The organism is Rhodothermales bacterium (assembly GCA_041391505.1).
GTDB lineage: Bacteria > Bacteroidota > Rhodothermia > Rhodothermales > JAHQVL01 > JAWKNW01.
On the sequence record JAWKNW010000004.1, the window covers coordinates 208,205 to 234,844 of the forward strand.

The window sequence follows — 26,640 nt, forward strand, 5'->3', positions numbered from 1 at the left end:
CCCGACTCCCCATGGCTAGCAAGAAAGAAGTCAAAATCGGCATTCTCCGCGGAATGGAGACCACGTTTCCGGACGGACTCATTCACCACATCAACGAGCACTACGGCGACAAGGGCGTCACCGCGGAATTCGTGATGCTCGACTCGGTGCGGATGGACGGAGACCCGGAATACGCCGTTTTGCTCGACCGGATATCCCACGAAGTGCCTTTCTACCGCTCCTACCTCAAGTGGGCGTCGCTCAAGGGCACGTACGTGGTCAACAATCCGTTCTGGTGGAGCGCCGACGACAAGTTCATCGACAACGTGATCGCCGAAGCCGCCGGCGTGGCGGTGCCGCGGACCGTCATCCTGCCGCACAAGGACCACATGCCCAATACCCAGGCGTCGTCGTATCGGAACCTGAAGTATCCGATCGACTGGCCGGCGGTGTTCGCCTATGTCGGGTTTCCCGCCTTCCTCAAGCCGCACGACGGCGGGGGATGGCGCGGGGTGACGCGGGTAGCCGACCCCGAGGCGCTGTTCGAGGCGTACAACGCGTCGGGCACGTCGTGCATGATGCTCCAGGAGTCGATCGAGTTCGAGGATTATTTCCGGTGCTACGGCATCGGGCGGAAGCACGTCCGCATCATGCGGTACAACCCGGCGGCGGACAACGCCGGCACCCGGTACACCGAAGTGGATCCGTCGCCGATCGATCCGAAGATGAAGAAAAAGCTGGAGCGCGACGTGCTCGCGTTGTGCGACGCGCTCGGGTACGACCTGAATACGGTCGAGTTCGCCGTCCGCGGCGGGATTCCGTACGCGATCGACTTCATGAATCCCGCGCCGGATGCCGACTACCACACGGTCGGTCAGGAAAATTACGAGTGGGTGATCCGGACAGTCGGGAAATTCCTCGTCGACCGGGCGAAGTCGAAGCCCGCGCCGGCGTTTACGGCCAACGGATTGCTGGAGCCCGGGAGGGTGGGCTGATCGATGTCGAACGCACTGACGAACGCCATCGGCGCCTATCACGGATTGATCGAGGCCAACCTGCCGGCGGCCGAGGCCCAGCTCGACCAGCTCGTCGCGCTGCAGCACGAACGCCGCGTGCTCTTTGGCGACCGGCACATGGCGAACAGCCTGCGCCCGACGCTGATGACCGAGGCGACCTACAACGCCGTGCAGGACACCGTGTATCTGATCCGTCAGGCCATCCTGCATATCGCGGCGATCTGTTTCGGCAAGGAACAGGTGCTCCGGCATGAGCTGGGGATGGAGGATTGGGAGATCGAGCTGGCGGCGATACCGACGAACGTGATCCGGCTTTCGGCATTCGCCCGGATGGATTCGTTTATGACCCGGTCGTCGTTCAAGTTCGTCGAGCTGAACGCCGAGAATCCCGCCGGCATCGCGTATCTCCACGAACTCGGGCGCATCTACCGGTCGCTGCCGATCTTCCAGGCGTTCGAGAAGCAGCATCCCGTTCGCTTCGTGTCGCCGCTCGAGCACACGGTGGCGGCGCTGATGCAGATCTACCACGAGCAATTCGACGGCCGGGAAGAGCATCCCGCCGTCGCCATCGTGGACCATCTCGACGTGCCTACGATCCACGAGTTCAACCTGCTGAAAGCCTATCTCGAACGCATGGGCTATCCGTGCGAGGTGGTGGATCCGCGGGCGCTGGAGTGCCGGGACGGGTGGATCTATGCGAACGGGCGGCGGATCGACATCCTGTATCGCCGGCTGTTGATGAACGAGTACTACGAGATGCGCGACACGTGCAAGGCATTTCTGGAAGGCTATATCGCCCAGAAAACGTGCTACCTCAACACGTTCCGCACGAAGATGGTGCACAAGAAGGCCATCTTCAGCCTGTTGACGGATGAGCGCTACACCCGCCATCTCACGCCCGAACAGCAGGAGGCCATCCGGAATCACATCCCGTGGACGCGCATGCTGCGCGCGGAGCGGACCACGTTCCGGGGTCTGGACATCGACCTCTTAGAGTTCGTCCGAAACAACCGAAACTACTTTGTAATCAAGCCGAACGACGAGTATGGCGGCAAGGGGGTTACGCTCGGATTCTCCGCCTCCCAGGCGGAGTGGGACGACGCCATCGAACAAAGCGCGCGGCATCAATTTGTAGTCCAGGAGGTAGTAGATATCCATCGGGAGCCCTTCCTGCAGAAAACAGCCGGCGGATGGGAATACGTGCCGACTATCATCGACCTGGATCCGTATCTCAACGGACCCCTGATGGGAGGCTGCCTGACGCGGACGTCGGCCTCGAACCTGGCCAACGTAACGGCCGGCGGCGGTTCGCTGCCGCTGTTCATCTTACGCCATACGCATGACGACAATTCGTACCGAGTCCCCGATTAACGTCGCCATTCTCGATCTGTACAACGGGGAGCCCAATCTGGGCATGCATGCCATCGAGCGGTTCTTGCTCAACGGCCGGGCCCACTATTCGGGGCGTTCGTTTACGTGGAAAACCTTCGATGTGCGTCGCCGCAGCGAGGTGCCCGACCTGTCGTACGATCTGTACATCTCGTCGGGCGGACCGGGGAGCCCGTTCGAGGGCGTCGGGACGGCCTGGGAGGATGCGTATTTTAGCTGGCTGGATCGGTTGTGGACGTTCAACGAGTCGCATCGCGCGGAGGGGCGGGCCCGGCACGTCCTGTTCATCTGCCACTCGTTCCAGTTGATGTGCCGGCATTTCGGCGTCGCCGAGGTGACCCGCCGGCGCTCCGAGTCGTTCGGGGTCTTCCCGGTGAACCCGACGTCGGCCGGCGTGCAGGACCCGCTGTTCCAGGGATTGGGCGACCCGTTTTATGCGGCCGACTTTCGGCACTGGCAGGTGGTACATCGGCACGAGCGGCGGATCGAAGAGCTGGGCGCGCAGATCCTGGCCCGCGAAAAATTCCGTCCGCATGTCGCACTCGAGCAGGCCATCATGGCGCTGCGCGTTTCGCCGGAGATGGTCGGCGTGCAGTTTCATCCCGAGGCGCATCCGCCGGGCATGCTTCGGCACTTCAACGACCCGGTTCGCCGCGCGGCGCTCATCGAGGCGCACGGCGAGGCCAAGTTCAAGCTCATCATGCAGCGGCTCAAGGATCGACAGTATCTGGCGCGCACGCACAGCCGCGTCATCCCGAACTTTCTCCATCAGGCGATCGGGGAGCCCTGGACCAGCGAAGCGACGCGGCCTGTCGAACCGCACGTCGCCTGACATCACGCCTACATGCCTTCGTCTCGCGACATTCTCTCCCGGCACGCGGAAACGCTCCAGGGCCGGCTCAAGCTGCGTTGGCTGCAATCCCGCGCGCTCGGTCTACGCAAGTCCTATTACGTCTACGAGCCGCCGGGCCTGGATCGTCATGCGGCGCTGCCGGCGGTCTATCTGTTCCGGGGGCACGAGCGGGAATGGGTCAACATCGGGGAGGATGCCTCGCGTCAGCACAGCACGGCGATCGAGGATCTCGACCGGGCGATTGCGGCCGGCGACCTGCCGCCGATGCTGGCCGTGATGCCGGGTCTGACGAGCACGAACAACCATGTGCCGTCGCTCGGCGTCGATATGGTGGGGCCGATGGCGGGGCGCCCCGAGGGGCTGGGTGAAGGGCGGTTCTGGCGCTACCTTAACGACGAGCTGTTTTCACGCATCGGGTGCGACTATCCCCAGACCAGCGGGGGCATCCGGCTCGCGGCCGGTTTTTCGCTGGGGGGATATACGGTCAGCCTGCTGGCCATCCACCGCCCCGGTTTTTTTGCTCACGCGGCGATGTACGACGCCCTGTTCATGTGGCCCGGACACCGCGATCCGAGGGAGGACGGGAAGGGCCTGACGGATCCCATCTGGCGGGATTCGCCGCTCTTCGATGCGGCGCTGGGCAGCCCGCGGGATGCCGATGCGCTGCGGAGATGGAATCCGACGGACACCCTCAAGCGCGCGGACGAGCAGCGGCTGCGCGAGCTGGGGAAGACGACCTTCTGGATCGCCAGCGCCGGCGCGGACGGTCAGCAGGGCAACCGGGACCGGACCCGGTTTTTCGGCCGGCTCGTGAGAAACAAAGGGCTGCGCCTGGGTTTCGACACCCTGGTGTTCGACTCCGAGGCCCGGCACGACTGGCACTGGACGGACCGGTTTCTGATTCGTTTCTTGCGCGGAGCGCTGGTTGACGGCGCATCCCATCCCGGCTGACGCAGCCGTTCATTTTTTCCCAGCCCATCATGACCGCCGTACGCCGGCGCATTGCCCGCAATGCCGCCTGTCTGTTTCTAGCTTTTGCCGCGATCGCCGGCTGCCATGCGCCCGTGCCCCCGCCGGCGGTCTATCTGCTCACGGCCAATGTGCACGAACAGTGCATGCAGACGCTGCGGCAGGGGATGCTCCAGGGCGATCCGGAAACGGTGATCCATGCCGCCGAGGCCCTTACCGGCGCGCGCTACACGTTCGATGTGCAGCCCGTCTTGCTCGATCTGCTGACCGTCGTGAAAGACGCCCCGGTCCGGGCGGGCCTCATCGGCGAACTGGTGCGCAGCGGGTATGACGGCAGCATCGTGCTGCTGCAGGACATGTTGCTCGGGCAAAACATGGAATCGCGTCTTGCGGCGGCGCGGACGCTGTTTACCATCGGGCGCGTGGGCGATACGCTGCTGCTGCAGGAGGCCATGAAAGAGGGTGAGGATGGGCGTCTGCGGGTGTACGCCGCCGCCGCGCTGCAGCGTTCCGGACGCGGCGAGACGCTGGGCTTCATCCGGTCGCGCGCGCTCTCCGACGACCCCATCGTGCGCGGCATCGCGGCCGACGTGCTGCTCCAGCTCGGCGAGGCCTCGGATATCCCGCTCCTCAACGCCAGCCTCGAGTTGGCGCGGTACGACGCCGACCGGTATTACGTCGAGCGCGCCCTGGCGGTGCTGGGCGACCCCGCCGGCCGCGCCGCCCTCTACGCGCAGCTGAGCAGCAACGACTCCGTCACCCGGTCCCAGGCCGCCCGCGCCGCGGCCGAGGCCTGGCTCGTCGACGGCGCCAGTCAGCTCTATGCCATGCTCAACGACCCCGTGCTCGACGTCCGCGTCCGCGCCGCCCACGCGCTCCTGATCCTTTCCGACCCCGAATCGCCCCAGTTCGCCCGCCGCGTCCACCTGGACCGGAAGTGAGGGGGGAGAGGGAGTTCAAAGTTTGAGGCTCAAGGTTCAAGGGATTGTGGGCATACCGCCTTGATCCTCAATCCTTGATCCTCAATCCTTGATCCTCAATCCTTGATCCCTAATCCTTGATCCCTAATCCTCCCACCTTGCGCCCCGGTACGGGCTTTGAACTATTGCCTCCCATCGCCACCCGATAGCTTAAAACGACTCACGAACGGGTAGAATGGGTGCTATGATGAACAATGCGTATGCTTTTCTGAACACTGCGCCGCGTCTGCGCGCGATCCTGGTCTGGCTGCTTATCGCGCCGACATTTTTTATGGGTGGATGCGCCCGGCACCATCACTATCTGGCGCGTTACGATTTCCAGGGGCAGACCCTGGCGCTCGACGCCCCGTATGCGCCGGTGCCGCGCATCATCACCGACGTCGAGGGCGATGTGGTGGGCGGTGTGGCATCCCGGTCGGTGGGCGGGCTGTTCCGGGCCGCCACGTCGATCGCCAAGGAGGCGCATGCTGAAAAGGCGCGCCGGCGGCTGGACCGCGCCGCGGATTCGGTGGATGTCTCGATGCTGATCGCCGAGGAGGCGTTGCCGCGGGCCGCGCGCTACATGGGGGCGATCCCGTCGGAAGATCTCGACCGGTCGGATTTCGTGATGATCCTCCGGATCAAGAACCACGGCATCTACGCCGGCCGCAGCTACGATGGCGGCATGGAATACTTCGTCGACGCCCGGGTGGAGTTGATCGACAACCACTCGGGCCGGCTGGTCTGGAAGCGGGACGTCGGGGTGCAGGAGCCGCTCAACGACGGGGGGTTTTACCTCTTCGATAACGTCCGCAACGCGAAAGCCCTGAGCGAATTGAGCGAGGAAGAATTGCGCGACGCCCTCGAGCGGCTCAGCCGCTACACGGCGGATTGCATCACGAGGACGCTCGCCAACGATTTGAGGTGAGGGGAGGGAGGGCTTGGGCGCGGTCATTGGTCATGCGCCCTTTGGGCGCGGCATTGGTCACTGGCGCCCTTCGGGCGCGGTGGTTAGCGCCCTTGGGCGCGGTCACTGGTCATTGGCGCCCTTTGGGCGCTGTCATTGGCGCCCTTCGGGCGCGTCAGGGCGTTGGAGAGCAATGCGTTCATCCGTGACAGTGGCCGATGACCAGTGGCCGATGACCAGTGGCCGATGACCAGTGGCCGATGACCAGTGGCCGATGACCAGTGGCCGATGACCAGTGGCCGATGACCAGTGGCCGATGACCAGTGGCCGATGAACAAAAAAAGGCTCCGGGTTGCCCCGGAGCCTTTTGACCTACAATTCGGGGATGCGAATCTGCTGGCCGGGGTAGATGAGGTCCGGGTTTTTGATGACCTCTTTGTTGGCCTCGAAGAGTTTCTCCCACTTCTTGAAGTCGCCGTAGACTTCTTTCGCGATTTTCGAGAGGGAGTCGCCTTTTTTAACGGTGTAGAATTTCGGCTCGGGAGCGGCCGGCGGGGCGGCCTTGACGGTCAGCATGTCGTTTACTTTCTCGACATTCTTCACGTTGCCGGCCATCAGTACCGCCTTTTCCTTGGTGGCGATGGAGTCGGCCTGACCGCTGAGCGTGACGGTGCCGTCGTCAAACGCGACGTTGAGGCCTTCGATGCTGGTGCCAAAGGCCATCGAAATCGTCTGTTTGATCTGCTCGGCTTCTTTGCCGTCGTCGACACCGATGCCGATGTTTTTCAAGAAATCGAAAATGCCCATAGGGATGTATGGTTACCTCCAGGTTCAGTGATAGCGCAAGCTCGTGGGTCAGGGCCAAGCTAACAATTTAGCCTGACATCAGTCAACTTTTTATGTCCGCGCCGCCATCAACCAAAAAGGTGCCAACGGAGCCGAAAACCCCTGTTTTCGCGCAGGATCCCGCATGAAACCCGCTAGGGTGTCGTATTGTGCGACGGCCGGCGGGTGATCGTTCCATAATCGAACAGCATCGGTCAGGGGGTGATGGGGTCGCCGATGTGCAGCAGATAGGCTGCCGCGAGGCCCATCAGGCCGGCCAGGCCCACGTAATAAAACGTCGGGAGGATCGTTCGTCGCAGCGTGGTGCCTTCCTGGCCGAGGAGGCCGACGGTGGCGGAGGCGGCGACGACGTTGTGGATGGCGATCATGTTGCCGGCCGCGGCGCCAACCGATTGCAGTGCGACGACGAGCGCGCCGGATATCATCAGCTGTTGCGCCACGCTGAATTGAAAGAGGCTGAACATGAGGTTGCTGACCGTGTTGCTGCCGGCGATAAACGCGCCGATCGCTCCGATCGTGGGGGCAAAGAGAGGCCAGACGGCGCCGACGCTCGCCGCCACCCACTCGGCCATGGCGATGGGCATGCTCGCCAGGCCGGCGCCATTGATGCCCGAGTTGATGTAGATACGGACCATCGGGACGGTGAAGATGAGCACGAAGCCGGCGCCGAGCAGCACGCGGGTCGATTCGCTGAACGCCCGGCTCAGCGCCTCGCGCCGCATCCCGTGCAGGAAGTAGGTGACGATGACGGTCAGGATGAGCAGCGTCCCCGGCAGGTAGAGCGGTTGCGTCGACGCCGTGATGGTGGTGCCGAAAATGGACGACCAGGAGAGGGTCGGCGCCTTGAGCCACGTGCCCAGCGGGAGATAGGGCAGCCGGCTCGCGACGAGCAGCACCGCCAGCACCAGGTAGGGAAGCCAGGCTCTGGCCGTCGAAATCGGTCGGCCCAGCTCGTGATCCAGGCGGATGTCGATCGAGCCGGTCCAATCCGCCGGCCACGAGGCCGCCGGCGCGAACGACCAGGTGTCTTTCGGGAGGAGGAAGCCGCGCCGGGCAGCGAGGGTCACGATACCCAGCCCGATCAGCGAGCCCAGCAGCGACGGGAACTCGGGGCCCAGGAAGATGCCCGTCAGCATGTAGGGGACGGTGAAGGACAGTCCGCCGAAGAGGGCGAAGGGCAGGATGGCCCGTCCCTCTTTCCACGACCGGTTGGCGCCAAAATAGCGCGTCATCATCATCACCATGAGCAGCGGCATGATGGTGCCGGTGATGCCGTGGAGGACGGCCGCCTCGGTCGTGATCTGCCGGATGAGCCCGTCGAAGGTCCAGCCGGCGGCGGCGAGCTGTTCGGTCACCTCCGGGCTTTGCAGGCCGCCGGCGGCGCCGACGAGGATCGGCGTGCCGACGGCGCCGAACGTCACGGGCGTGCTCTGCACCATCATGCCGAGCATCACGGCGCAGAGCGCCGGAAACCCGAGGGCGACGAGCAGCGGGCCCACCACGGCGGCCGGCGTGCCGAAGCCGGCGGCGCCCTCAATGAAGGCTCCAAAAAGCCAGGCGATGATGACCACCTGCACGCGCCGGTCGGTGCTGATCCGCGTGAACCCGTCGCGTATGGCCGATATCCCTCCCGAATATTTCAGCGTGTTCAGCAGCAGGATGGCGCCGAAGATGATGTAGAGGATGTTGAAGGTGATAAACAATCCCTCGACGGTCGACGCGGCGACATACGCCGGCGCCACGCCCCAGAGCGTGAGCGCGAGGAGGGCGGCCACGACATAGACGAGCGGCATCGCGCGCCGGGCGGGCCAGCGAAACCCGACCAGTAACACGGCCGCCAGGATGATGGGAAATACGGCGACAAACGCCTGGAGAGGCAGCGACATGGCAGGTCCTTCTGTGGGGCTATGGACGCAGACGATCAGCGAAAGTAGCGCCTGCCCGGCAAGTCCGCAACTAAGAGCACGCGGGTTTGAGGGGATGGACGTCCCGGGGTGCGGGCGTACGTTCGACCGGGTTCTCGTGAACAGGCGCCCCGGCCTTCCTGCACCCTCGACGGGGAAGATTGTGTGAGGTGAACGTGTTATTGCGCCCGTCGCTGAAACCGTTTTGCCGCTCAGCCTGTACCAAGCAGCTTCAAACGACTCGTTTCTTCTTTTCTACGGCCCGCTCCATACAGCCCGCGCAGGGTTCCCGGGGCTCTAACGCATGTAACACGTCCATGGAGTTTGTCGCGCTGGGGAGCACGGAAGATATTGGCGCAAGCTGTCTCTTTCTGAATATCAACGAAACCGGCATTGTACTGGACGCCGGCGCTGATCCCGATGCCGAGGGCGTGGACAGCCTGCCGCGTTTCGATATTCTCCGCCGCAATTCAGCGTGGTACGTCGATCACGTCATCGTGACGCACGCGCACCACGATCACATGGGTTCGCTGCCCGTGCTCCTTCGGGAGTACCCGAACGTCAACGTCCATATGTCGGCTGCGACCCGGCAGTTGGCCGATCTGCTGCTGCCGGCATCCGCCCGGCTGCAGCGTCGCAAGCTCAAGGAAGGCTCCAGCGCCTACGAACCCCTGTTCGACGAGGAGGAGCTGGAGATGCAGAGCTTTCTGTATCTCACCCACGAGCTCAGAAAGTCGTTCGATCTGCGCGGCGTGAACGACGACATCCCGTTCCGAGGGGAGTTTTATAACGCCGGCCACCTGCTCGGCGCCGTCGGCGTGCACATGACGTTCGAGGAGGACGGCCGGCAGCGCCGGCTGTTCTACACGAGCGACACGAACGTGCGGCCGCAGGACATCATCCCCGGGGGCGACTACCCCGACGGGCCGCTCGATCTCCTGATCCTGGAGTCGACCCTCGGCGCCGACCCCGACGCCGAGCGCACCACGCGCAAGCTCGAAGAAGACCGCTTCGCCGCCTCGCTCCATCGCGTCCTCGATCGGGGCGGCACCGTGCTCATCCCGGTGTTTGCGCTCGGACGCGCCCAGGAGATGCTGGCCATGCTCCACCGGTTCATGGCGGACGGCCGGATCCCGGAGGACGTCCCGATCTACACGGCCGGATCCATGCGCGCCGTGGCCGATCTGTACGACAAGACGCGTCTATCGACGCCGCGTCTGGATCCGGATTTTCAGGTGTACGGCGTGCCGCAGCGCCGGCTGCCGCGCAGCAACGAGGCCACGCGCGAGGCGCTCAGCAAGCCGAGCATCCACATCATGAGCAGCGGCATGATGTTCGAGCGCACGATATCGAACCGGCTGGCGCAGCAGCTCGTGGAGAGCGACAAGCATGGCATCTTCCTGGTCGGTTACGTGAAGGAGGATTCGCCGGCGCGCCTGATCCTCGATGCCGCGGCCGAAGGTCCCGGCAACTTGGTCGTGCTGGATCGCATGGTCGGCCCTCAACCCGTCAACTGCGATGTGGAGCGTTTCCGGTTCAGCGGCCACAGCAATCGGCGCGACCTGCTCCAGATCGTCGAGCGCCTCAAGCCGGAGCAGATCGTCCTGGTGCACGGCGAAACGGACGCGCGCCAGTGGATGGCGGACAACATCCGGTACTTCTATCCGGAAATCACCATCCATCTTCCGGAATGCGGGCAGCGGCTGGTGCTCTGAGGCCGGATTGCGGCGTTTGATCTCGTCCGCGGGAACAGTACATTGGGATCGGTTCGGCCACACGAGGCCGGATGCCATGGTACCCCACCCACCAGACGGACTGCCCCATGCGTGTCTGGGCACGCCTCGCCGATTGGATCGACGCCGTTAACGAACGGATCGGCCGCATCACCTACTGGCTCACGCTGGCGATGGTCATCGTCGGCGCCTTCAACGCGGTTGCGCGTTACCTGGACCGCTACACCGGTCTCGGGCTCAGTTCGAACACCTACATCGAGCTGCAGTGGTATCTGTTCAGCATGGTGTTCCTGCTCGGCGCGGCCTACACGCTCAAGCACGACGCGCATGTGCGGGTCGATGTGCTGTATGGCCGGCTCGGGCCTCGCGGACAGGCGTGGATCAATATCGCCGGCACCGTACTCTTCCTGATCCCCTTCAGTGTGTTGATGCTGGTGGTCTCCTGGCCGGCGGTGATCAACTCGTGGAGCGTCCGCGAAATGTCGTCCGACCCGGGCGGACTGCCCCGCTACCCGATCAAGACCATCATCCCGATCGCATTCGTGCTCTTGATCGCGCAGGGCGTGTCCATGATCATCCGGCAGGTCGCCGTGCTGCGCGCCACCCGGGACGATGCAACCCCCGCCGGCGAGGAGGCCCTCTGATGGAAGGAGACTGGCTGGCGCCGTTGATGTTCGTCGGCGCGCTCGTGCTGATTTTTATGGGGTATCCGGTAGCCTTTGCGCTGGGCGGCACCGCCCTCGTGTTTGCGTTTATCGGGGTGGAGATGGGCTTTTTCGACTGGCACCTGCTGCTGGCGCTGCCGGACCGCACGTTCGGCATCATGGCCAACTATGTGCTGCTGGCGATTCCGTTCTTCATCTTCATGGGCACGCTCCTGGAGAAGTCGCGCCTCGCCGAGGACCTGCTTCAGACGATCGGGCAGCTTTTTGGCGCGATGCGGGGCGGCCTGGCGATGGCGGTCGTTTTCGTGGGGGCTCTGCTCGCGGCTGCGACCGGGGTGGTCGGGGCGTCGGTGGTGGCGATGGGGATGATCTCGCTGCCCGTCATGATGCGCTACGGCTACTCGAACCGGCTGTCCGCCGGCGTGATCGCCGCGTCGGGCACGCTGGGGCAGATCATACCGCCCAGCGTCGTGCTGGTGGTGCTGGCGGATCAGCTGGGGATTTCGGTTGGCGACCTCTTCAAGGGCGCGCTGGTGCCCGGCATCCTGCTGGCCGTGATGTATGCCGCGTACGTGGCCATCGTGGCGATCGTGCGTCCCGAGGACGCGCCGGCGCTGCCGCACGAAGACCGCCAGTTCGAGCGCGGCGCGTTGCTGAAGCGGGTGCTGCTGGTGATGCTGCCCCCGCTCGTGCTGATCCTGGTGGTGCTCGGGAGCATCTTCGCCGGCGTGGCGACGCCCACGGAAGCCGGCGCGCTCGGCGCCATCGGCGCGATGGGGCTGGCGGCCGTGAATCGCCGGCTGACCGGCGCGGCGCTCAAGGATTCTCTCAACGCCACCGCGAAGCTGTCTTCGATGGTGCTGTTCCTGCTGATCGGTTCGACCGCCTTCGCGCTCGTCTTTCGCGGGCTGTATGGGGATTTCTGGATCGAGGACTTGCTGACGAATCTTCCGGGTGGCGTGATCGGGTTGCTGATCGTGGCGAACCTTACGATTTTCATCCTGGGGTTCTTCATCGACTTCTTCGAGATCGCGTTCATCATCCTCCCGCTGCTCGTCCCGGCGGCGCGCATCCTGGGGATCGATCTGGTCTGGTTCGGGGTGATGATCGGCATGAACCTGCAAACCTCCTTTCTGACGCCGCCCTTCGGGTTTGCACTTTTTTATCTGCGCGGCGTGGCTCCGCCCTCGCTCACCACGACCGACATCTATCGGGGCGCCATCCCCTTCATCGTGCTCCAGCTGATCGGGCTGCTGCTCATCATCCTGTTCCCCGAGCTGGTTACGTGGCTGGTGTAATCAGCTGACGGAGCACGTCCGGGTTCATGCGGTGCTCGCCCTCGAACGGGACGAAGGTGTGGGCTATGCCGTGTCCATCCAGCCAGGCGCGTTCATCCCGGGCGCGTTCCGGCGTGAGGTACGGGTCTCGATCTCCCGCCACGTAGGTGAGGCGCATGCGGTTGAGTTTCGCCGCGTGGCCGTCGAGGTCGGAGGCGATGCGGGACGCCCAGAGGATCAGCCGGTGGCAAGCGAAGCCGGCGGACGTGGCGGCCCAGCGAGACGCCGTGGCGCCGCCCTGGGAGAACCCGAGCACGTGCACCTCTACCGAGGCGGGGTCGAGGCGTTGCCAGATCTCGCCGGCGACGGTTTCCAGATACGCGTTATTGTCCGCGATATCCCGCTCGCGGTCGTCGCGCGTCATCCACGAGGCGCCGACGCGTTTGTACTCGGCGTCGAGGTAAAACCGGGAGAGCGCTTCGGGGGCGACGATCAGCCGGCTGTCGTCGGCGATGGGGCGGAAGTGGCGGATGAAATACTCCGCGAGCTGGCCGTAGCCGTGGAGTACGAACCAGACCTCGCGGAGAGCCGGCGAGGGGGCGCCCAGGGTAAAGAAACGCGCGCTCCGGGAGACGTCGAGGTGGTGGTGATTCATAAACACTCGTCGCGATGCAACCCGAAGACCCGAAGGGTTTCGAAAACCCTTCGGGTCTAACGCGGCGACGCGGATTTCGTGCCGGCCTCAGCGGGCGACGCCGCGGGTCTCGACGTAGTAATTGCGGTCGACTTCGACATCGCCACGCGAAAGGGTGCGCTGGGTCTGCCACGCGGACGTCGGACGCACGGAATAGGTCTGGCCCTCGACGCTGAGCGCGACGGGCATCGCAAAGCCGTCGATGACCTCGGCCCAGCGATACGCCAGCGTGTTACCATCCTCCCATCGGTATTCGAGGGTCGGGATGCGGGTATCGCGGAGGTATTGATCGAAGACCGGCTGGAGGTCGAGGCCGCTCTGGTCGACGATGTAGTGCTCGATCTGCTGTGTGGTGACGGTCTGGTGATAGAAGGTGGCGTTCAGCCCCCGCAGGATCTGGCGCCATTTCTCGTCGTCCCCGATCAGGGTGCGAATCGTGTGCAGCATGTTCGCGCCCTTGTAGTACATGTCGCCGGAGCCGGCGTGGTTGACGCCGTACGTGCCGATGATGGGGCGGTCGTTCTGGATCCGTCCCCGCGTACCGATGACATAGTCGGCGCTGGCCTTTTTGCCGTAGTGGTAGTCGAGGTACAGATTCTCGGAGTAGGCGGTGAACCCCTCGTGCACCCACATGTCGGCCACATCCTTGTAGGTGATGTTGTTGGCGAACCATTCGTGGCCGGATTCGTGGACGATGATGAAATCGAACTTCAACCCCCATCCCGTGCCGCTGAGGTCGTTGCCGAGATAGCCGTTGCCATAGCGATTGCCGTACGTGACGGAGCTCTGGTGTTCCATCCCGAGATAAGGCACCTCGACGAGTTTATACCCGTCTTCATAAAACGGATAGGGGCCGAACCAGTGCTCGAAGGCCTCGATCATGCCCGGCACCTGGGCGAACTGGGTGCGCGCCTTGTCGAGGTTGTCGCGGAGCACGTAGTACTCGAGGCTCAGATCGCCCTTCTCGCCGGGGTAGGTGTCTGACCAGTGCACGTAGTCGCCCACGTTGGCGTTCACGCCGTAGTTGCTGATGGGGTTGTCGACGAACCAGTGGTAGGTCCGGGTGCCGTTTTTAGGGGGATCGACGCTGCGGAGCCGGCCGTTGCTGACGCCCACCAGCGAATCCGGGACGGTCACGCTGATCAGCATGCTATCCGGCTCGTCGTACATGTGGTCCTTGGTGGGCCACCAGATGCTGGCGCCGATGCCCTGACAGGAGGTGGCGACAAACGGGTTGCCGCGGTTATCCGCGCGCCAGGTGAGGCCGCCGTCCCATGGTGGCCGGACGGCTTCCTTCGGTATGCCGCCGAAGCGGATGGCGACCTCGTTCAGGGCGTCCAGTGCCTGGGGTTCCTTGAGGTCGATGTAGTACACGTTGCCGTCGCGCTCGAAGGGCAGGGGGGCGCCGTTCTGGGTGGCGGACTCGATCCGCATGGGCGGCTGGAGGTCGATCTGCATCCGCTGGCCGGGGGCCAGCACGCGGTAGGCGACGGTGTTGGTGCCGGAGACGGTGCGGCCGGCGGGGTCGACGCTGACGTCGAGGTGATAATAGACCAGATCCCACCATGCGCGCTCCGGGGTGATCGAACCCCTGAGCGAGTCTTGCCGGGTGAACTGGGCGTTGGCGTTTGCGACGAAAAGGAGGCACAGCGCGAACGCCATGCGGAGGGAAAAATGCGGCATAGTTTCGGATAAAAATGGAGCCCTGGCCTAGACCCGAAGGGTTTCTAAAACCCTTCGGGTCTTACGCCGGCAGCCGGATTACGTGCCGGGGGGCGGCGCAGATTTCATCTCGATCACGACCGCCGGCACATCCTGGTCGCGCACCAGCTTGTTGAACGCCGGCAAGGCCTGCTCCATCAGCTGCTCGAACCGTTCGAGCTGCTCCTCGATCTGTTGCGTCAACGCGTCGCGGACAGCGACCTGCTGATCGGTGGGGCGGAACTCACCCTGCTCGACCGTGCCGACCACCGCCGCCAGCTTGTTGTTGAGCCGGATCGGGTAATTCAGTGGATCCTGCCCGCTGCGGTTTTTCGTCTGGTACAGCGTTTCTTCGATCGCCTTGAGCTGTTCGAGCAGCGCGTCCCCTGCTTCCTCGATGGCCGCCTCGCCGTCGCTTCCCTTCACACGGTCGCGGATCTCCTCCACCTGTTTCCTGATTTCCCGGATGGACTTGATCGTCTGGTGCGTCTCGGTCAGGGTTTGCTGCGATTCCGCGATATAATCGAACTTGGCCTGGAGGTCTGCCACCGGGGCGGACAGACGCGGGTCGGGCAGGATCTCGAAGGGGACGGTCATCGAGTCGGCGCCGGCGATCAGGCGGGCCTGGTAGCGGCCCGGGACGGCTTTCGGGCCGGTCAGGCTGCCGGCCCACATGATGAGGCCGTCGAATCCCTCGGCATCGGGGTAGCGCATGTTCCAGACGAACTGGTTGGCGCCGGCAGCCGCCGGCACCCGCTCGTTTTCTTCCTTCGCGTCCGACGTGTAAGACCGAATGATCGCCCCGTCCCGGGTCAGGATGCGGAGAGTGACGCCGGCTTCATCCTCCGGCTTCTCCCGAAGGTAATAGCGCAGCATCACCCCGTTCGGGGGATTCGCGCCGGCGTTTTGCGGCGGCCGGCCACCGCCCCCGCCGTTGAGGCGGTAGGTGGGGCGCGGCGCGTACAGCCAGAAATCGGCTTTCGCGACGGTCTCGTTCAGCTGATGCAGCGGCGTCAGGTCGTCGATCACCCAGAACGAACGCCCCTGCGTGGCGACGACGAGGTCGTTTTCGTGCACGATCAGGTCCGTGATCGGGACGATGGGGAGGTTGAGCTGGAACGGTTTCCAGTGCGCGCCATCGTCGAACGACAGGTACATCCCCACCTCGGTGCCGGCGTAGAGCAGGCCGCGCCGCCGCGGGTCGGCGCGGACGACGCGGGTGAAGTGCGCCTCGTCGATGCCGGCGACGATCTTCGTCCAGGTCTTCCCGTAGTCTTTTGTTTTGTAGAGATACGGCCGGAAGTCGCCGTGTTTGTACATGGTGGCGGCGACGTACAAGCCGCCGGGTTCGAAGGGATCGGCTTCCAGGCTGTTGATGAGGATCCATTCGGGCATGATCCGCGCCGGCGGCGTCACGTTCTGCCACGTGGCCCCGCCGTCGCGCGTGACGTGGATCAGCCCGTCGTCCGAGCCGGCCCAGAGCACGCCGGCCTCATGCGGGGATTCCACCGCGGCGAAGACCGTCCCGTAATACTCGACACTCGTGTTGTCCTTCGTGATCGGGCCGCCGGAGGGGCCGAGTGTGCTCGGGTCGTTGCGGGTGAGGTCCGGACTGATCGCTTCCCACGACTGGCCGTCGTTCGTGGTCTTGAAGACCTGATTCGCCGTGGTATACAGGGTGTTCGGGTCGTGGGGCGAGAAAAAGATGGGGAAATTCCACTGGAAACGGAATCGCATGCCCTCGGCGCCATACCCCATCGGGTTGTCCGGCCAGACGTTCACGTCGCGGGATTCGCCGGTCCGGTGGTTGAGGCGTTCGAGGTAGCCCCCGTAGGAGCCGCCGTAGACGATGTCCGGGTCGAGGGGATGCGGGGCGAGGAAGCCGCTTTCGCCGCCGGCCGTGTCTTCCCAGTCGCGCTCGCCGATCGATCCGCCCCGGCTCCGGCTCAGGATGCGCACGGTGGAGTTGTCCTGCTGCGCGCCGTAGATCCGGTAGGGGAAGTGGGTGTCGGTGGTGACGCGGTAGAACTGGGCCGTGGGCTGGTTGTGGTAGGTCGACCAGTTCGCGCCGGCGTCGAACGACACCTGCGCGCCGCCGTCGTCTCCGATCACCATCCGGCTCGGATCCTCCGGGGCGATCCAGAGGTCGTGATGGTCGCCGTGCGGCGTCTGGATGCGCTCGTAGGTCGCGCCGCCGTCTTTCGACCGCCAGAACTGCACGTTGAGGACGTACACCATGTCCTCGTCCCGCGTGTCGGCGTAGATGCGCGTGTAGTACCACGCCCGCTGCCGGAGATTGCGGTCTTCGTTGATCTTCTTCCAGGTCTCCCCGCCATCGTCCGACCGGAACACGCCGCCCTCGTCGGCCTCGACGATCGCCCAGACCCGCTCGGGGTTGACGGGCGAGACGGCCACGCCGATGATGCCGAGCGTGCCCTCCGGCATGCCTTTTTTCGAGGACAGCTCCGACCACGTGTCGCCGCCGTCGGTCGACTTCCACAGGGCCGAGCCCTCGCCGCCGCTGGAGAGGTTGTACGGGTTGCGGCGGACGTTCCAGGTGCTGGCGTAGAGGATGCGCGGATTGGTCGGATCCATCACCAGGTCGACCGCGCCGGCGCCGGCGTTCGCGAACAGGATCCGCTCCCAGGTCGCGCCGCCGTCTTTCGAGCGGTAGACGCCCCGCTCCTCCGTATCCCGGTAGAGGTTGCCCAGCACGGCGGCGTAGACCAGATCGGGGTTTTTCGGGTGGATGCGGATCCGGGGGATGTGGTAGGAATCCTTCAACCCCGCGTCGGTCCACGTCTTGCCGGCGTCGGTGGATTTCCACATCCCGTGTCCGTGCGAGACGTTGCCGCGCACCGTCACCTCGCCCCCGCCGGCATAGATCACATTGGGATCCCAGTCGCTGACCGCCACCGCGCCGATCGAGCCGCCGAAGTAGCCGTCGGAGATGTTGCTCCACGACTGCCCCCCGTCCTGCGTCCGCCACACCCCACCGCCGACGGAGCCGAAGTAGAAGAGCAGCGGCTTGCCGGCCACGCCGGTGACGGCCGCCGACCGGCCGCCGCGGAAGGGGCCGATGCTGCGGTATTCGAGCGCGCTGTAGAGCGCCTCGTCGTAGTTGGAAGATTGCGCCGCCGCCGGCAGAGCCAGCATCAACGCGAAGAGGGTCGCCAGATAAAATCGCATAGCCATTCCCGTATTTCCCATAATTCCGTAGGTCGGGTTAGGTCCCCGCAGGGACCGTAACCCGACATATCTTTTTCCACATCGCGGCCTTCGTTGGCCCGTAACCCGCCATGTCTTTTTCCACATCGCGGCCTTCCGTGGCCCGCAACCCGACATGGAGTAATCATCATTCCACCGGCACCGCCAGCGGCTCGGCGTCCCTGAACAGCGAGACGTTCGCGGCGTCGACCGCCTGCCGGTAGGCCGCCCAGTCGCCGGCGAAGAACGCATTTACGTCGTCCGCGAACCCCCGCAAGGAAGCACGGGCTTTGTCGAGGGCGATCGTCGCGCTTGGATCCGGGGCATTCAGGCCGGAGGTGATGTAGCTCCGCGCTGTGAACAGCTGGTTCATCAGGGTCTCCGGATCGCGGCGGATGCCCTGCACCTCCTTGCCGCTCATCGCCTCGGTGAGCGTCTTGATGGAGTCCGCGAGCACCTTGCCACGTGCCTTGAGTGTTTTGGAGGCCTCGTCGTCGCGGTCAGCCAGGAGTTTGCCGACCGTCTCGATGGTTTCGCCGGCCTGCTTCAGCCGCTTCTGGGCGTCCACCGCCACGGCTGCGATCTGCTCCCAACGGTCGTACATCGCGAGACGCGCTTCGAGGTCGGCGCGGCGGACGTCGATGCGCGGGTCGTACCGTACCTCGACCGGCGTCTCGTCCGTCTGGCCGGCGTAGGATACGCGTGCGGTGTACGTGCCCGGCAGGACATCCGCGCCGGCGGGCTCGTCCGCGTTTTGGTTTTCGCCGAACGGATTGAACCGGATGCCCTTGCGGCTCATCTCCCAGTACACCCGGTTGACTCCCTTCTCCGCCGGCCCGCTCAGCGTCCGAATCACCGTACCATCCCCATCCAGTATCTCGATCTTCGCCTTTTTCGACGTCGCTGTTGAATCCATCTCCCCTTTCTCCTCATCAGGCATCACGTTGACTTCCGCAGGGGTAACCAGGTAGCTAATCATCGCCCCCGGCCGGCGGTTCTCGCCGGCATAGATGGCGTCGGCCACGAAACGCGTCCCCGGAGCCTGCTTATAGACGGCCTGGTAGGCCACCGGCGCCTCGAAGACGGCCAGCGGGGAGTTCAGCAGCGCGGCGCCCTTCTGCGCCACGGCGCGCAGGGGACGAATGTCGTCGATCACGAAAACGGCGCGGCCGAACGTGGCGACCACGAGGTCGTGGTCGCGCGGATGGATGACCAGGTCCATGACCGATGCGGTCGGGATGCCGTGCTTGAAGGCCTGCCAGGTGTCGCCGTAGTCGAAGCTGACGTAGAGTCCGAATTCGGTGCCGAGGAACAGCAGGTTCGGGGCGACGGGGTCCTGTTCGATGGAAAGCGTGTAGCCCCACACCTCGCCGGCGTCGGTGAGGCGCTTCCAGGTCTTTCCGTAATCCGTCGTGTGGAAGGCGTAGGGCTCCCAGTTGTTGCGGCGGTGGTCGTCGAACAGCACGAAGGCTTCGCCGGCGTGGTGTCGCGACGCCCGGATCTGCGGCACCCAGGTGCCGGCGGGCAGGCCGCGGATGTTTTTGACGACGTTCGTCCAGGTGGCGCCGCCGTCGCGCGTGATCTGGACGTTGCCGTCGTCGGTGCCGGCCCAGAGCACGCCGCGCTCGAGGGGGCTGGGCTCGATGGCGATGATCGTGGTGAAGTTTTCGGCGCCCGTGACGTCGTACGTGAGGCCGCCGCTCTCGAGCTGCTTCTGCTTCTCGGGGTCGTTCGTCGTGAGATCCGGCGAGATGATGCTCCAGGCATCGCCGCGGTTGGTGCTTTGGTGGACGAACTGGCTGCCGTAGTAGATCGTGTTGGCGTCGAACGGATCCTGGGCGATGCCGGCGTTCCAGTTGAAGCGCAGCTCGATGCCGTCCGGATGGATCGGTTTGATGAACTTCTGGAACCCGGTATCGACCTGGAAGCGGGTCACATTCCCGCCCTGACTCATGGCGTAGCCGACGTTCGGGTCTTCCGGATGGATCATCACGTCGAACCCGTCGCCGAAAGCCACTTCCTGCCAGTACGTGTTGCGGATGCCGCCGGCGCTCCAGATCTGGCTCGGGCCGCACCAGGAGCCGTTATCCTGCAGCCCGCCGCAGATGCGGTAGGGGATCTCATTATCGACCCGGATATGGTAGAACTGGGCTAGGGGGAGATTTTCGATAAAGCGCCACGTCGCGCCGCGGTCCCGCGAGACGGCCATCCCGCCGTCGTTGCCCTCGTAGATCAGGTGGGGATCCCGGGGGTTGATCCACCACGCGTGATGGTCCGGATGGACGTTGCCGAGGATCTCCTTGAACGTCCGCCCGCCGTCGTCGCTGACCTGGATGATGGAGGCGACGTGGTAGAGCCGGTTTTCGTTGGCGGGGTCGACATACAGGTCGTTGTAATAAAACGGTCGGTCGGACACATTCGCGTCGTTGACTTTCGCGAACGTTACGCCGCCGTCGTTCGAGCGGTAGAGCGCGTTTTTCGTGGCTTCGACGAGTGCGTACACGACGGACGGGTCGCTCGGGGCGATGGCGAGGCCGGAGCGACCGAGGATCCCGCCGGGGAGCCCGTCCTTTTCCGTGCGCTTCGTCCACGTCTTGCCGGCATCCACCGTCACATAGATCCCCGAGTTTTCGCCGCCCGAGTTCATGAACCACGGCTCGCGATGAAACTGCCACATCGCGGCGATGAGTTTGTTCGGGTTGACGGGATCCATCACCATGTCGCCGACGCCGGTCGTCGCGTCGAAGTGCAGCACCTGTTCCCAGGTGGCGCCGCCGTCGGTCGTCTTGTAAACGCCGCGTTCCTCGTTGGCGCCCCAGCCGGAGCCCAGCGCGCCGGCATAGACGATGTCCGGATTGTCCGGATGCACGAAGAGGCGATGGATGCTGCGGGTGGCGTCGAGCCCGAGGTGGATCCAGGTCCGGCCGCCGTCGAGGCTTTTGTAGACGCCGTTGCCGGCGTTCATGCTGTTGCGCGGATTGCCCTCGCCGGTGCCGACGTAGACGATGTCCGGACTTTTCTGGTAGATGGCGATCGAGCCGATGGAGTGCACGGGCTGGTCGTCGAACACCGGATCGAAGTCGATCCCGCCGTTGGTCGATTTCCACAGCCCGCCCGACGCGGTGCCGACGTAGACGATGTCCGGATCGGCCACGACGGCGTCGATCGCCGTGACGCGGCCGCTCATGCCGGCCGGCCCGATCGACCGCGCCTTGAGGGCCTTGAAGGCGTCCATGTCGACCTGCGCGAAGGCCGCGGGGGCGAAGCCGGCGGCGAGGATGAGCGCCGCGAAGGCGATGCGCTGTATCGTCCGAAATGAAGTCATATTCGTGTGCGTAAAAACCAGGGTCGGTGAATCGCCGTAAGGTAACCACTGGCCGCGATCTTCTCACCCCTTTCTCTTTTCGTGCGGCATGCCTACACTGCGTGCGCCGGCTCCCTCCTCGTCATCCGCCCCAGGCCCGACATGTCCAGCGTCCAGGAAGAGCTCCTCATCGCCGAATACAACGCCCTGCGCGCCGAGAACCTGCAGCGCATCGACCATCTGGCCGCGCAGACGTGGCATATCCTGTTCATCACGGGCGCGATGTGGGCGTGGCTGCTCAGCCAGGAGAATGCGGTCATCACCATCGCCTACTGGATCCCCCTCGTGATCACCGTGCTTCTCTGGTTCAACAACCTGATGACGATCCGAACCATTCGACGCGTCTCGGGCTATCTCAAAAAGGTGACCGACACGGTCCAGCTACCCGGCGAACTGGGTTGGGAAGCGTATCTCAAGCAGCATCCGCTCGGCCACATGAGCACGTGGACCACGCTGTTCTGGGTCGCCCTCATCGTCGTCAATGCGTTGCTTCCGGTCTACCTGCTCTTCATCCGCTGAACCCCCTCTGTCGAAGCGTATGGGACACCTCCGACTCGCCGGCCCCGCGGACCTCGCCGGCATGCAGGCGCTGATCCCGCTGTCCGTCCGCGGCCTGAGTCCGGGATTCTATTCGGATGAGCAGATCGAACAGGCGATCGTGGAGATTTTCGGCGTCGACACGCAACTGCTCGAAGACCGGACCTACTTCGTGGTGACCGACGGCGATGCGATCGTGGGATGCGGCGGATGGAGCCGGCGCAAGACGCTCTATGGCGGCGATCAGATGAAAGGCGAGGAGGATCCGCTGCTCGATCCGGCCCGGGACGCCGCGCGGATCCGGGCGTTTTTTGTGCATCCGGGCCACGCGCGCCGGGGCATCGGCGGCGCCCTCATGCGCGCCAGCGAGTCGGCGGTGCGGGAGGCCGGCTTCCGCGCGCTCGAACTGGTCGCCACCCTGCCCGGCGAGCCGCTCTATGCCGCCTACGGCTTCGCCGCGACGCGGCGGTACGAGACGGTCTTGCGAGGCGGAGTCCACCTGCCGCTGGTGGCCATGCGGAAAGAACTCGGATGAGCGGAGGCGAGGCGGCTCAACCCTTCGATACTAAAGTCTCGATCTGCTCCGCGATGCGCTTCGCCTCGCGGCCGGCCTCGCGCAGCAACCCGCCCCGCGCATTCCGGAAGCCGCAGAAAAACAGCCCCGGGACGGCCGACTCCTCGCCGCTCGTGCGCGCATCGCCGTTTTCGTCCAGCGCGGCGTCGGCCTCATGGAGAAAGGACGCGAGGTTTTGCCGGAAACCGGTGCCGAGCAGGATCACGTCGAACGCGGCGCGCCGGCCATCGGCGAACACGACGGTGTCGCCCTCGAACCGATCGAGACCGGGATACACGGTGATGGCGCCCTGCTTGATCAGATCGACGGTGCCGATATCGAGCAGCGGCGTCGTCCGGTCCTTTTCGATCTGAATCATCCCCCCGTACGGCAGCCGGTGGATGCCGTAGCGCGTGAGGTCGCCCATGACGAGCCGGGGCAGCGTTTTGGTGAGGCGGTCGGCGAGGGGCGCCGGCAGGGGACTGAGCATCACCGCGATCGAATGGGTCGACATCCCCAGCATGTCACGCGGCGACACGTTCACCGCGCCCCGCACCGCCATTGACACCCGGGCCCCATGTTCGTGCAGGTCGATGGCGATCTCGCCGGCCGAATTGCCGAAGCCCACCACCAGCGCGCGCGTCCCCTTGAACACGCTGCCGTTGGCGTATTCGGCGCTGTGGAGGATCGTACCCGGGAAACCGTCCATGCCGGGCCATTCCGGACGATACGGGGTATGGCTCTGGCCCGTCGCCACGACCAGTGCGCGCGCGCGATAGCGGGTGTCCGCGGTGGTGACGATCCAGTGGCCGCCCTCGGGGCGGGCGTCGAGCACTTCCTGCCCGAAACGCGGTTCGAGCCGGAACGTGCGGGCATAGTGCTGCAGGTAGGCGGCCACCTCGCGGCGGCCCGGGTAGCGGGGCGTCTCTTTCGGGAAAGGGAGATAGGGCAGCGCCGAGAAGTCGCGGTGGGTGTGGAGATGCAGGCGGTCGTATCGCCGCTCCCAGGCCGACCCCGCACGGTCGCTGCGTTCGAGGATGATATGCGGGATGTGTTTTTTGAGCAGGCACGCGCCCACGGCGAGGCCGGCAGCGCCGGCGCCGATGACGAGGGCGTGGGTTTCGATGATCGGGGACGTTAACGAGTCCATATATCGGCTTGCAGCGAGTGCGTTAATATACAGCCCTGGCAGGGGATTCAACGCCGGCGAATGTCGTTCTTTGGCGGTATCTTGATAGCACGCCATCGCGACAGGCCACCTATTCCATCCATCCGATCAACTGATATGTTTTCGATTCGCCTCCTTCTTGCTGGCATCACGTTCCTTTTTGCCGGCGCCGCGCTGGCGCAAACCACCATCCCGCTTCCCGAACACCCCCGACCCGACTTCGAGCGGCCGCAATGGCTCAATCTGAACGGCTCCTGGAGCTTTCGTTTCGACGCCGAGGACGCCGGCCTCGCCGACGGCTGGCACACGGGAGGCGTCGCTTTTCCGCTCACGATCAACGTGCCCTTCCCCTGGGGCTCGAACCTGTCGGGTGTGCCCGATGGCGCCGACATCGGCTGGTACGCGCGGGACCTCACCGCGCCGGCCGACTGGGCCGGCCAGCGGGTTTTCCTCGTCATCGGCGCGGCCGATTATCACACGACGATCTGGCTCGACGGCCACCAGGTCGGCGAGCATGAAGGCGGCTATACCCCGTTTTCGGCGGAGTTGACGGCGCACCTCCGGCCGGGCAGCGCGCAGCGGCTCGTGGTACGCGTGGACGATGTCCGTCGCGACCACCAGCTCTACGGCAAGCAGGGCTACGGCAACGCCCGCGGCATCTGGCAGACGCCGTATCTGGAAGTGCGCGGCCGCACGCCGGCCGAGTTCGTGCATTTCGCGCCGGACATCGACCGCGACCGGGTCACCGCGACGGTGCGCCTGCTGGAGCCGGCATCCTCGCCGGTGGCGGTCGTCGTGGATTTTACGGATCCCTCGGTGCCCGACGCGCAGTTCTCCGTGCCCGCCGGCGCCCGCGAAGCCTCGCTCGTCATCCCCATCCCCCATCCTCACCGCTGGTCGCTCGACGATCCGCATCTGTACGATGTGGACGTGCGCGTCGGTGAGGGCGATCAGGCCGACCGGGTCCGCACCTATTTCGGGATGCGGAAGATCTCGGTGATGGACATGCCGGGCACGGATTATCGCTACGTGGCGCTCAACGACGAGCCGGTTTATCTCCAGTTGGCGCTCGATCAGGCCTACCATCCCGACGGCTTTTACACGTTCCCGTCGGACGACTTTATCCGCGACGAAGTGCTCCGTTCCCGCCAGATCGGTCTGAACGGGATGCGCGTGCACGTCAAGGTGGCCCTGCCGCGCAAGCTGTACTGGGCCGACCGCCTCGGCGTGCTCATCATGGCCGATCTGCCCAACAGCTGGGGCGAGCCGGTCGACATCCAGAAGCAGGAAGTCGAACGCTCGCTCGAATGGATGATGCAGCGCGACTTCAACCATCCGTCCATCTTTGCTTGGGTGCCGTTCAACGAAACCTGGGGGCTTTTTACAAAAGCCGGCGACCGCGAGATCTACACCCCCGAAACGCAGGCGTGGGTGGCCAGCGTCTACGATCAGGCCAAGCGCCGCGACCCCACCCGGCTCGTCGAGGACAACTCGGTATGCTGCCACCGGGGCCATACCCGCACGGACATCAACTCCTGGCACTCCTATCTCCCCGGATGGGCGTGGGTAGACAGCCTCGCCGCCGTCAGCAAGGGTACCTATCCCGGGTCGACCTGGAACTTCGAGCCGGGCTACCGGCAGGATCGCCAGCCGAATATCAACAGCGAGTTCGGCAACGTGTGGGGATATGAGGGGAGCACCGGGGATGTCGACTGGACGTGGGATTACCACCGGGCGATCGACGCCTTCCGGCGTTTTCCGCGCGTCGCCGGCTGGCTCTATACCGAGCATCACGACGTGATCAACGAGTGGAACGGCTACTGGCGGTTCGACCGGTCGGAGAAAATTACCGGCCTGGACGCGTTTGTCGACGGGATGAGCCTGCGCGATTTTCACGCGCCGATTTATGTCGCCCCCGAGACGCCGCTGTCGCAGGACGCCGCCGCCGGCGCCCGCGTCGAGGTGCCGCTCGTGGCCTCGTTCATGACGGGGCGCGACTATGGGGAGGAGCTCGTCCTCCGTTCGCGCTGGTTTGCGTGGGATGCGCTCGGCAACGAAGTGCCGCTCGGCGAACAGACGCGGCGCTTCGCCTACCGGCCCTGGATGCAGGGATCGATCGGCTCCGTCGCCGGCACGATGCCCGCCGGCCCCGCCGTCGTGGTCCTCGCCCTGACGGTCGAAGACGCCGCCGGCGCGGTGCTCGGTCGCAACTTCTCGACCTTTGTCGTCTCCGGCGCGCCGCCACAGACGATGACGGTCGACGGCCGGCGGACGCGGCTCCTCCGCGTCGCCGCGAAGGATCTGGCCGAGAGCGACTGGTCGGTCAAGCAGTGGGACGTGCTGGATGGCCTCAAGGTCAACGGCGCCGGCGCGGGGCACTTCAGCTACCGGCTGGCCTGGCCCGCGGATCTCAAGCCGACCGATGTCGAGGGCGCGACGTTTCTGGTGGAAGCGTCGGCGAAACAGCTCTTCGGGAAAGACCGCGACAACGCCGCCGCCATGAGCGGCGACTACATGCTCGGCGGCGGCACCTTCGACCCGAGCCGCAACCCGAATGCCTACCCGATGACGGACACGCAGCGCTACCCGAGTTCCGTGCGTGTGCTCGTCAACGACGTGCCGGCCGGTGTCTACGAGCTTCCCGACGACCCGGCCGACTCCCGCGGCGTGCTGTCGTGGCATAACCAGCTCAAGGACCGCAAGCTGCGCGAGGCCGGGTCGTACGGGTATCGCCTCGCCGTCACCATCCCCCCGGATGCGCTCGCGAAAGCCGCCGAGGAAGGCGCCGTCCGCATCCGTCTTGAAGTCGACGACGCGCTCCCGGGCGGGCTGGCGATCTACGGGGCCCGGTTCGGCCGGTATCCGCTGGATCCCACCGTGGCGCTGACCCTGAAATAACGTCTTCACCCCACCCGAGGT

At 64.9% G+C, this 26,640-nt stretch carries 19 protein-coding genes; 12 read left to right on the forward strand and 7 right to left on the reverse strand.

Annotated elements, in window-relative coordinates; genetic code table 11:
• The first annotated feature begins 11 nt into the window (after positions 1-11).
• The 6 genes from R2834_06120 (at position 12) to R2834_06145 (ending at position 6,093) form a co-directional block, all read left to right on the forward strand.
• On the forward strand, positions 12-974 hold the full coding sequence (locus tag R2834_06120; GenBank protein MEZ4699886.1) for a hypothetical protein: 963 nt from the start codon (positions 12-14) through the stop codon (positions 972-974).
• A gap of 3 nt (positions 975-977) precedes the next feature.
• Positions 978-2,366: a hypothetical protein gene (locus R2834_06125; GenBank protein ID MEZ4699887.1), complete on the forward strand. Its 1,389-nt coding sequence runs from the start codon at positions 978-980 to the stop codon at positions 2,364-2,366.
• Complete coding sequence (locus R2834_06130) at positions 2,335-3,216, forward strand: hypothetical protein (protein ID MEZ4699888.1); 882 nt, start codon at positions 2,335-2,337, stop codon at positions 3,214-3,216. The genes R2834_06125 and R2834_06130 overlap by 32 nt, the downstream gene beginning before the upstream one ends.
• A 12-nt stretch (positions 3,217-3,228) precedes the next feature.
• Complete coding sequence (locus R2834_06135; protein MEZ4699889.1) at positions 3,229-4,188, forward strand: alpha/beta hydrolase-fold protein; 960 nt, start codon at positions 3,229-3,231, stop codon at positions 4,186-4,188.
• A gap of 29 nt (positions 4,189-4,217) precedes the next feature.
• A complete protein-coding gene (locus R2834_06140; GenBank protein MEZ4699890.1) occupies positions 4,218-5,147 on the forward strand; it encodes a HEAT repeat domain-containing protein in 930 nt (309 codons plus the stop codon).
• Positions 5,148-5,370: 223 nt separating this feature from the next.
• Positions 5,371-6,093 (forward strand): hypothetical protein, encoded by a 723-nt coding sequence (locus R2834_06145; protein MEZ4699891.1) that lies wholly within the window; start codon positions 5,371-5,373, stop codon positions 6,091-6,093.
• 351 nt (positions 6,094-6,444) lie between these two features.
• On the opposite strand, the gene lysM is transcribed toward R2834_06145, so the two are convergent.
• Positions 6,445-6,879: a peptidoglycan-binding protein LysM gene (gene lysM / locus R2834_06150; GenBank protein ID MEZ4699892.1), complete on the reverse strand. Its 435-nt coding sequence runs from the start codon at positions 6,877-6,879 to the stop codon at positions 6,445-6,447.
• A gap of 233 nt (positions 6,880-7,112) precedes the next feature.
• Positions 7,113-8,804 carry an L-lactate permease gene (locus R2834_06155; protein ID MEZ4699893.1) on the reverse strand — a complete coding sequence of 564 codons (1,692 nt, stop codon included), beginning with the start codon at positions 8,802-8,804 and terminating at the stop codon, positions 7,113-7,115.
• A gap of 335 nt (positions 8,805-9,139) precedes the next feature.
• Between R2834_06155 and R2834_06160 the strand changes: the two genes are divergently transcribed.
• The 3 genes from R2834_06160 (at position 9,140) to R2834_06170 (ending at position 12,518) form a co-directional block, all read left to right on the forward strand.
• Positions 9,140-10,537 (forward strand): MBL fold metallo-hydrolase, encoded by a 1,398-nt coding sequence (locus tag R2834_06160; protein MEZ4699894.1) that lies wholly within the window; start codon positions 9,140-9,142, stop codon positions 10,535-10,537.
• Positions 10,538-10,644: 107 nt separating this feature from the next.
• On the forward strand, positions 10,645-11,199 hold the full coding sequence (locus R2834_06165; GenBank protein MEZ4699895.1) for a TRAP transporter small permease subunit: 555 nt from the start codon (positions 10,645-10,647) through the stop codon (positions 11,197-11,199).
• On the forward strand, positions 11,199-12,518 hold the full coding sequence (locus R2834_06170) for a TRAP transporter large permease subunit (GenBank protein ID MEZ4699896.1): 1,320 nt from the start codon (positions 11,199-11,201) through the stop codon (positions 12,516-12,518). Before R2834_06165 ends, R2834_06170 begins: the two co-directional genes overlap by 1 nt.
• Here the strand turns inward: R2834_06170 and R2834_06175 are convergent.
• From R2834_06175 to R2834_06190, 4 genes are all read right to left on the reverse strand, one after another.
• Positions 12,502-13,152 carry a hypothetical protein gene (locus tag R2834_06175; GenBank protein MEZ4699897.1) on the reverse strand — a complete coding sequence of 217 codons (651 nt, stop codon included), beginning with the start codon at positions 13,150-13,152 and terminating at the stop codon, positions 12,502-12,504. The two genes, R2834_06170 and R2834_06175, sit on opposite strands and share 17 nt — an antisense overlap.
• Positions 13,153-13,239: 87 nt before the next feature.
• Positions 13,240-14,874 (reverse strand): M1 family metallopeptidase, encoded by a 1,635-nt coding sequence (locus R2834_06180; protein MEZ4699898.1) that lies wholly within the window; start codon positions 14,872-14,874, stop codon positions 13,240-13,242.
• Positions 14,875-14,952: 78 nt separating this feature from the next.
• Positions 14,953-18,087, reverse strand: a complete 3,135-nt coding sequence (locus tag R2834_06185) for a glycosyl hydrolase (GenBank protein ID MEZ4699899.1) — start codon at positions 18,085-18,087, stop codon at positions 14,953-14,955.
• A gap of 160 nt (positions 18,088-18,247) precedes the next feature.
• Positions 18,248-21,424, reverse strand: a complete 3,177-nt coding sequence (locus tag R2834_06190; protein ID MEZ4699900.1) for a hypothetical protein — start codon at positions 21,422-21,424, stop codon at positions 18,248-18,250.
• Between the two features lie 141 nt (positions 21,425-21,565).
• On the opposite strand from R2834_06190, the gene R2834_06195 reads away from it, so the two are divergent.
• A complete protein-coding gene (locus tag R2834_06195) occupies positions 21,566-21,982 on the forward strand; it encodes a hypothetical protein (protein MEZ4699901.1) in 417 nt (138 codons plus the stop codon).
• A 19-nt stretch (positions 21,983-22,001) separates the two neighbouring features.
• Positions 22,002-22,535 carry a GNAT family N-acetyltransferase gene (locus R2834_06200; GenBank protein MEZ4699902.1) on the forward strand — a complete coding sequence of 178 codons (534 nt, stop codon included), beginning with the start codon at positions 22,002-22,004 and terminating at the stop codon, positions 22,533-22,535.
• Between the two features lie 16 nt (positions 22,536-22,551).
• Here R2834_06200 and R2834_06205 read toward each other — a convergent pair whose 3' ends face one another.
• Positions 22,552-23,703, reverse strand: a complete 1,152-nt coding sequence (locus R2834_06205; GenBank protein MEZ4699903.1) for an NAD(P)/FAD-dependent oxidoreductase — start codon at positions 23,701-23,703, stop codon at positions 22,552-22,554.
• 135 nt (positions 23,704-23,838) lie between these two features.
• Here R2834_06205 and R2834_06210 point away from each other — a divergent pair, with 135 nt between their 5' ends.
• The gene (locus tag R2834_06210; GenBank protein MEZ4699904.1) at positions 23,839-26,619 is read left to right on the forward strand and encodes a glycoside hydrolase family 2 TIM barrel-domain containing protein; all 2,781 of its coding nucleotides are present in this window, start codon (positions 23,839-23,841) and stop codon (positions 26,617-26,619) included.
• The last annotated feature ends 21 nt before the right edge of the window (positions 26,620-26,640 follow it).

Coding starts and splice junctions, on each gene's coding strand:
- R2834_06145 (MEZ4699891.1), top strand. CDS start 5,371: ATGATGAACAATGCGTATGCTTTTCTGAACACTGCGCCGCGTCTGCGC.
- R2834_06170 (MEZ4699896.1), top strand. CDS start 11,199: ATGGAAGGAGACTGGCTGGCGCCGTTGATGTTCGTCGGCGCGCTCGTG.
- R2834_06130 (MEZ4699888.1), top strand. CDS start 2,335: ATGACGACAATTCGTACCGAGTCCCCGATTAACGTCGCCATTCTCGAT.
- R2834_06190 (MEZ4699900.1), bottom strand. CDS start 21,424: ATGACTTCATTTCGGACGATACAGCGCATCGCCTTCGCGGCGCTCATC.
- R2834_06175 (MEZ4699897.1), bottom strand. CDS start 13,152: ATGAATCACCACCACCTCGACGTCTCCCGGAGCGCGCGTTTCTTTACC.
- R2834_06135 (MEZ4699889.1), top strand. CDS start 3,229: ATGCCTTCGTCTCGCGACATTCTCTCCCGGCACGCGGAAACGCTCCAG.
- R2834_06165 (MEZ4699895.1), top strand. CDS start 10,645: ATGCGTGTCTGGGCACGCCTCGCCGATTGGATCGACGCCGTTAACGAA.
- R2834_06185 (MEZ4699899.1), bottom strand. CDS start 18,087: ATGGCTATGCGATTTTATCTGGCGACCCTCTTCGCGTTGATGCTGGCT.
- R2834_06180 (MEZ4699898.1), bottom strand. CDS start 14,874: ATGCCGCATTTTTCCCTCCGCATGGCGTTCGCGCTGTGCCTCCTTTTC.
- R2834_06155 (MEZ4699893.1), bottom strand. CDS start 8,804: ATGTCGCTGCCTCTCCAGGCGTTTGTCGCCGTATTTCCCATCATCCTG.
- R2834_06195 (MEZ4699901.1), top strand. CDS start 21,566: ATGTCCAGCGTCCAGGAAGAGCTCCTCATCGCCGAATACAACGCCCTG.
- lysM (MEZ4699892.1), bottom strand. CDS start 6,879: ATGGGCATTTTCGATTTCTTGAAAAACATCGGCATCGGTGTCGACGAC.
- R2834_06205 (MEZ4699903.1), bottom strand. CDS start 23,703: ATGGACTCGTTAACGTCCCCGATCATCGAAACCCACGCCCTCGTCATC.
- R2834_06210 (MEZ4699904.1), top strand. CDS start 23,839: ATGTTTTCGATTCGCCTCCTTCTTGCTGGCATCACGTTCCTTTTTGCC.
- R2834_06200 (MEZ4699902.1), top strand. CDS start 22,002: ATGGGACACCTCCGACTCGCCGGCCCCGCGGACCTCGCCGGCATGCAG.
- R2834_06160 (MEZ4699894.1), top strand. CDS start 9,140: ATGGAGTTTGTCGCGCTGGGGAGCACGGAAGATATTGGCGCAAGCTGT.
- R2834_06120 (MEZ4699886.1), top strand. CDS start 12: ATGGCTAGCAAGAAAGAAGTCAAAATCGGCATTCTCCGCGGAATGGAG.
- R2834_06140 (MEZ4699890.1), top strand. CDS start 4,218: ATGACCGCCGTACGCCGGCGCATTGCCCGCAATGCCGCCTGTCTGTTT.
- R2834_06125 (MEZ4699887.1), top strand. CDS start 978: ATGTCGAACGCACTGACGAACGCCATCGGCGCCTATCACGGATTGATC.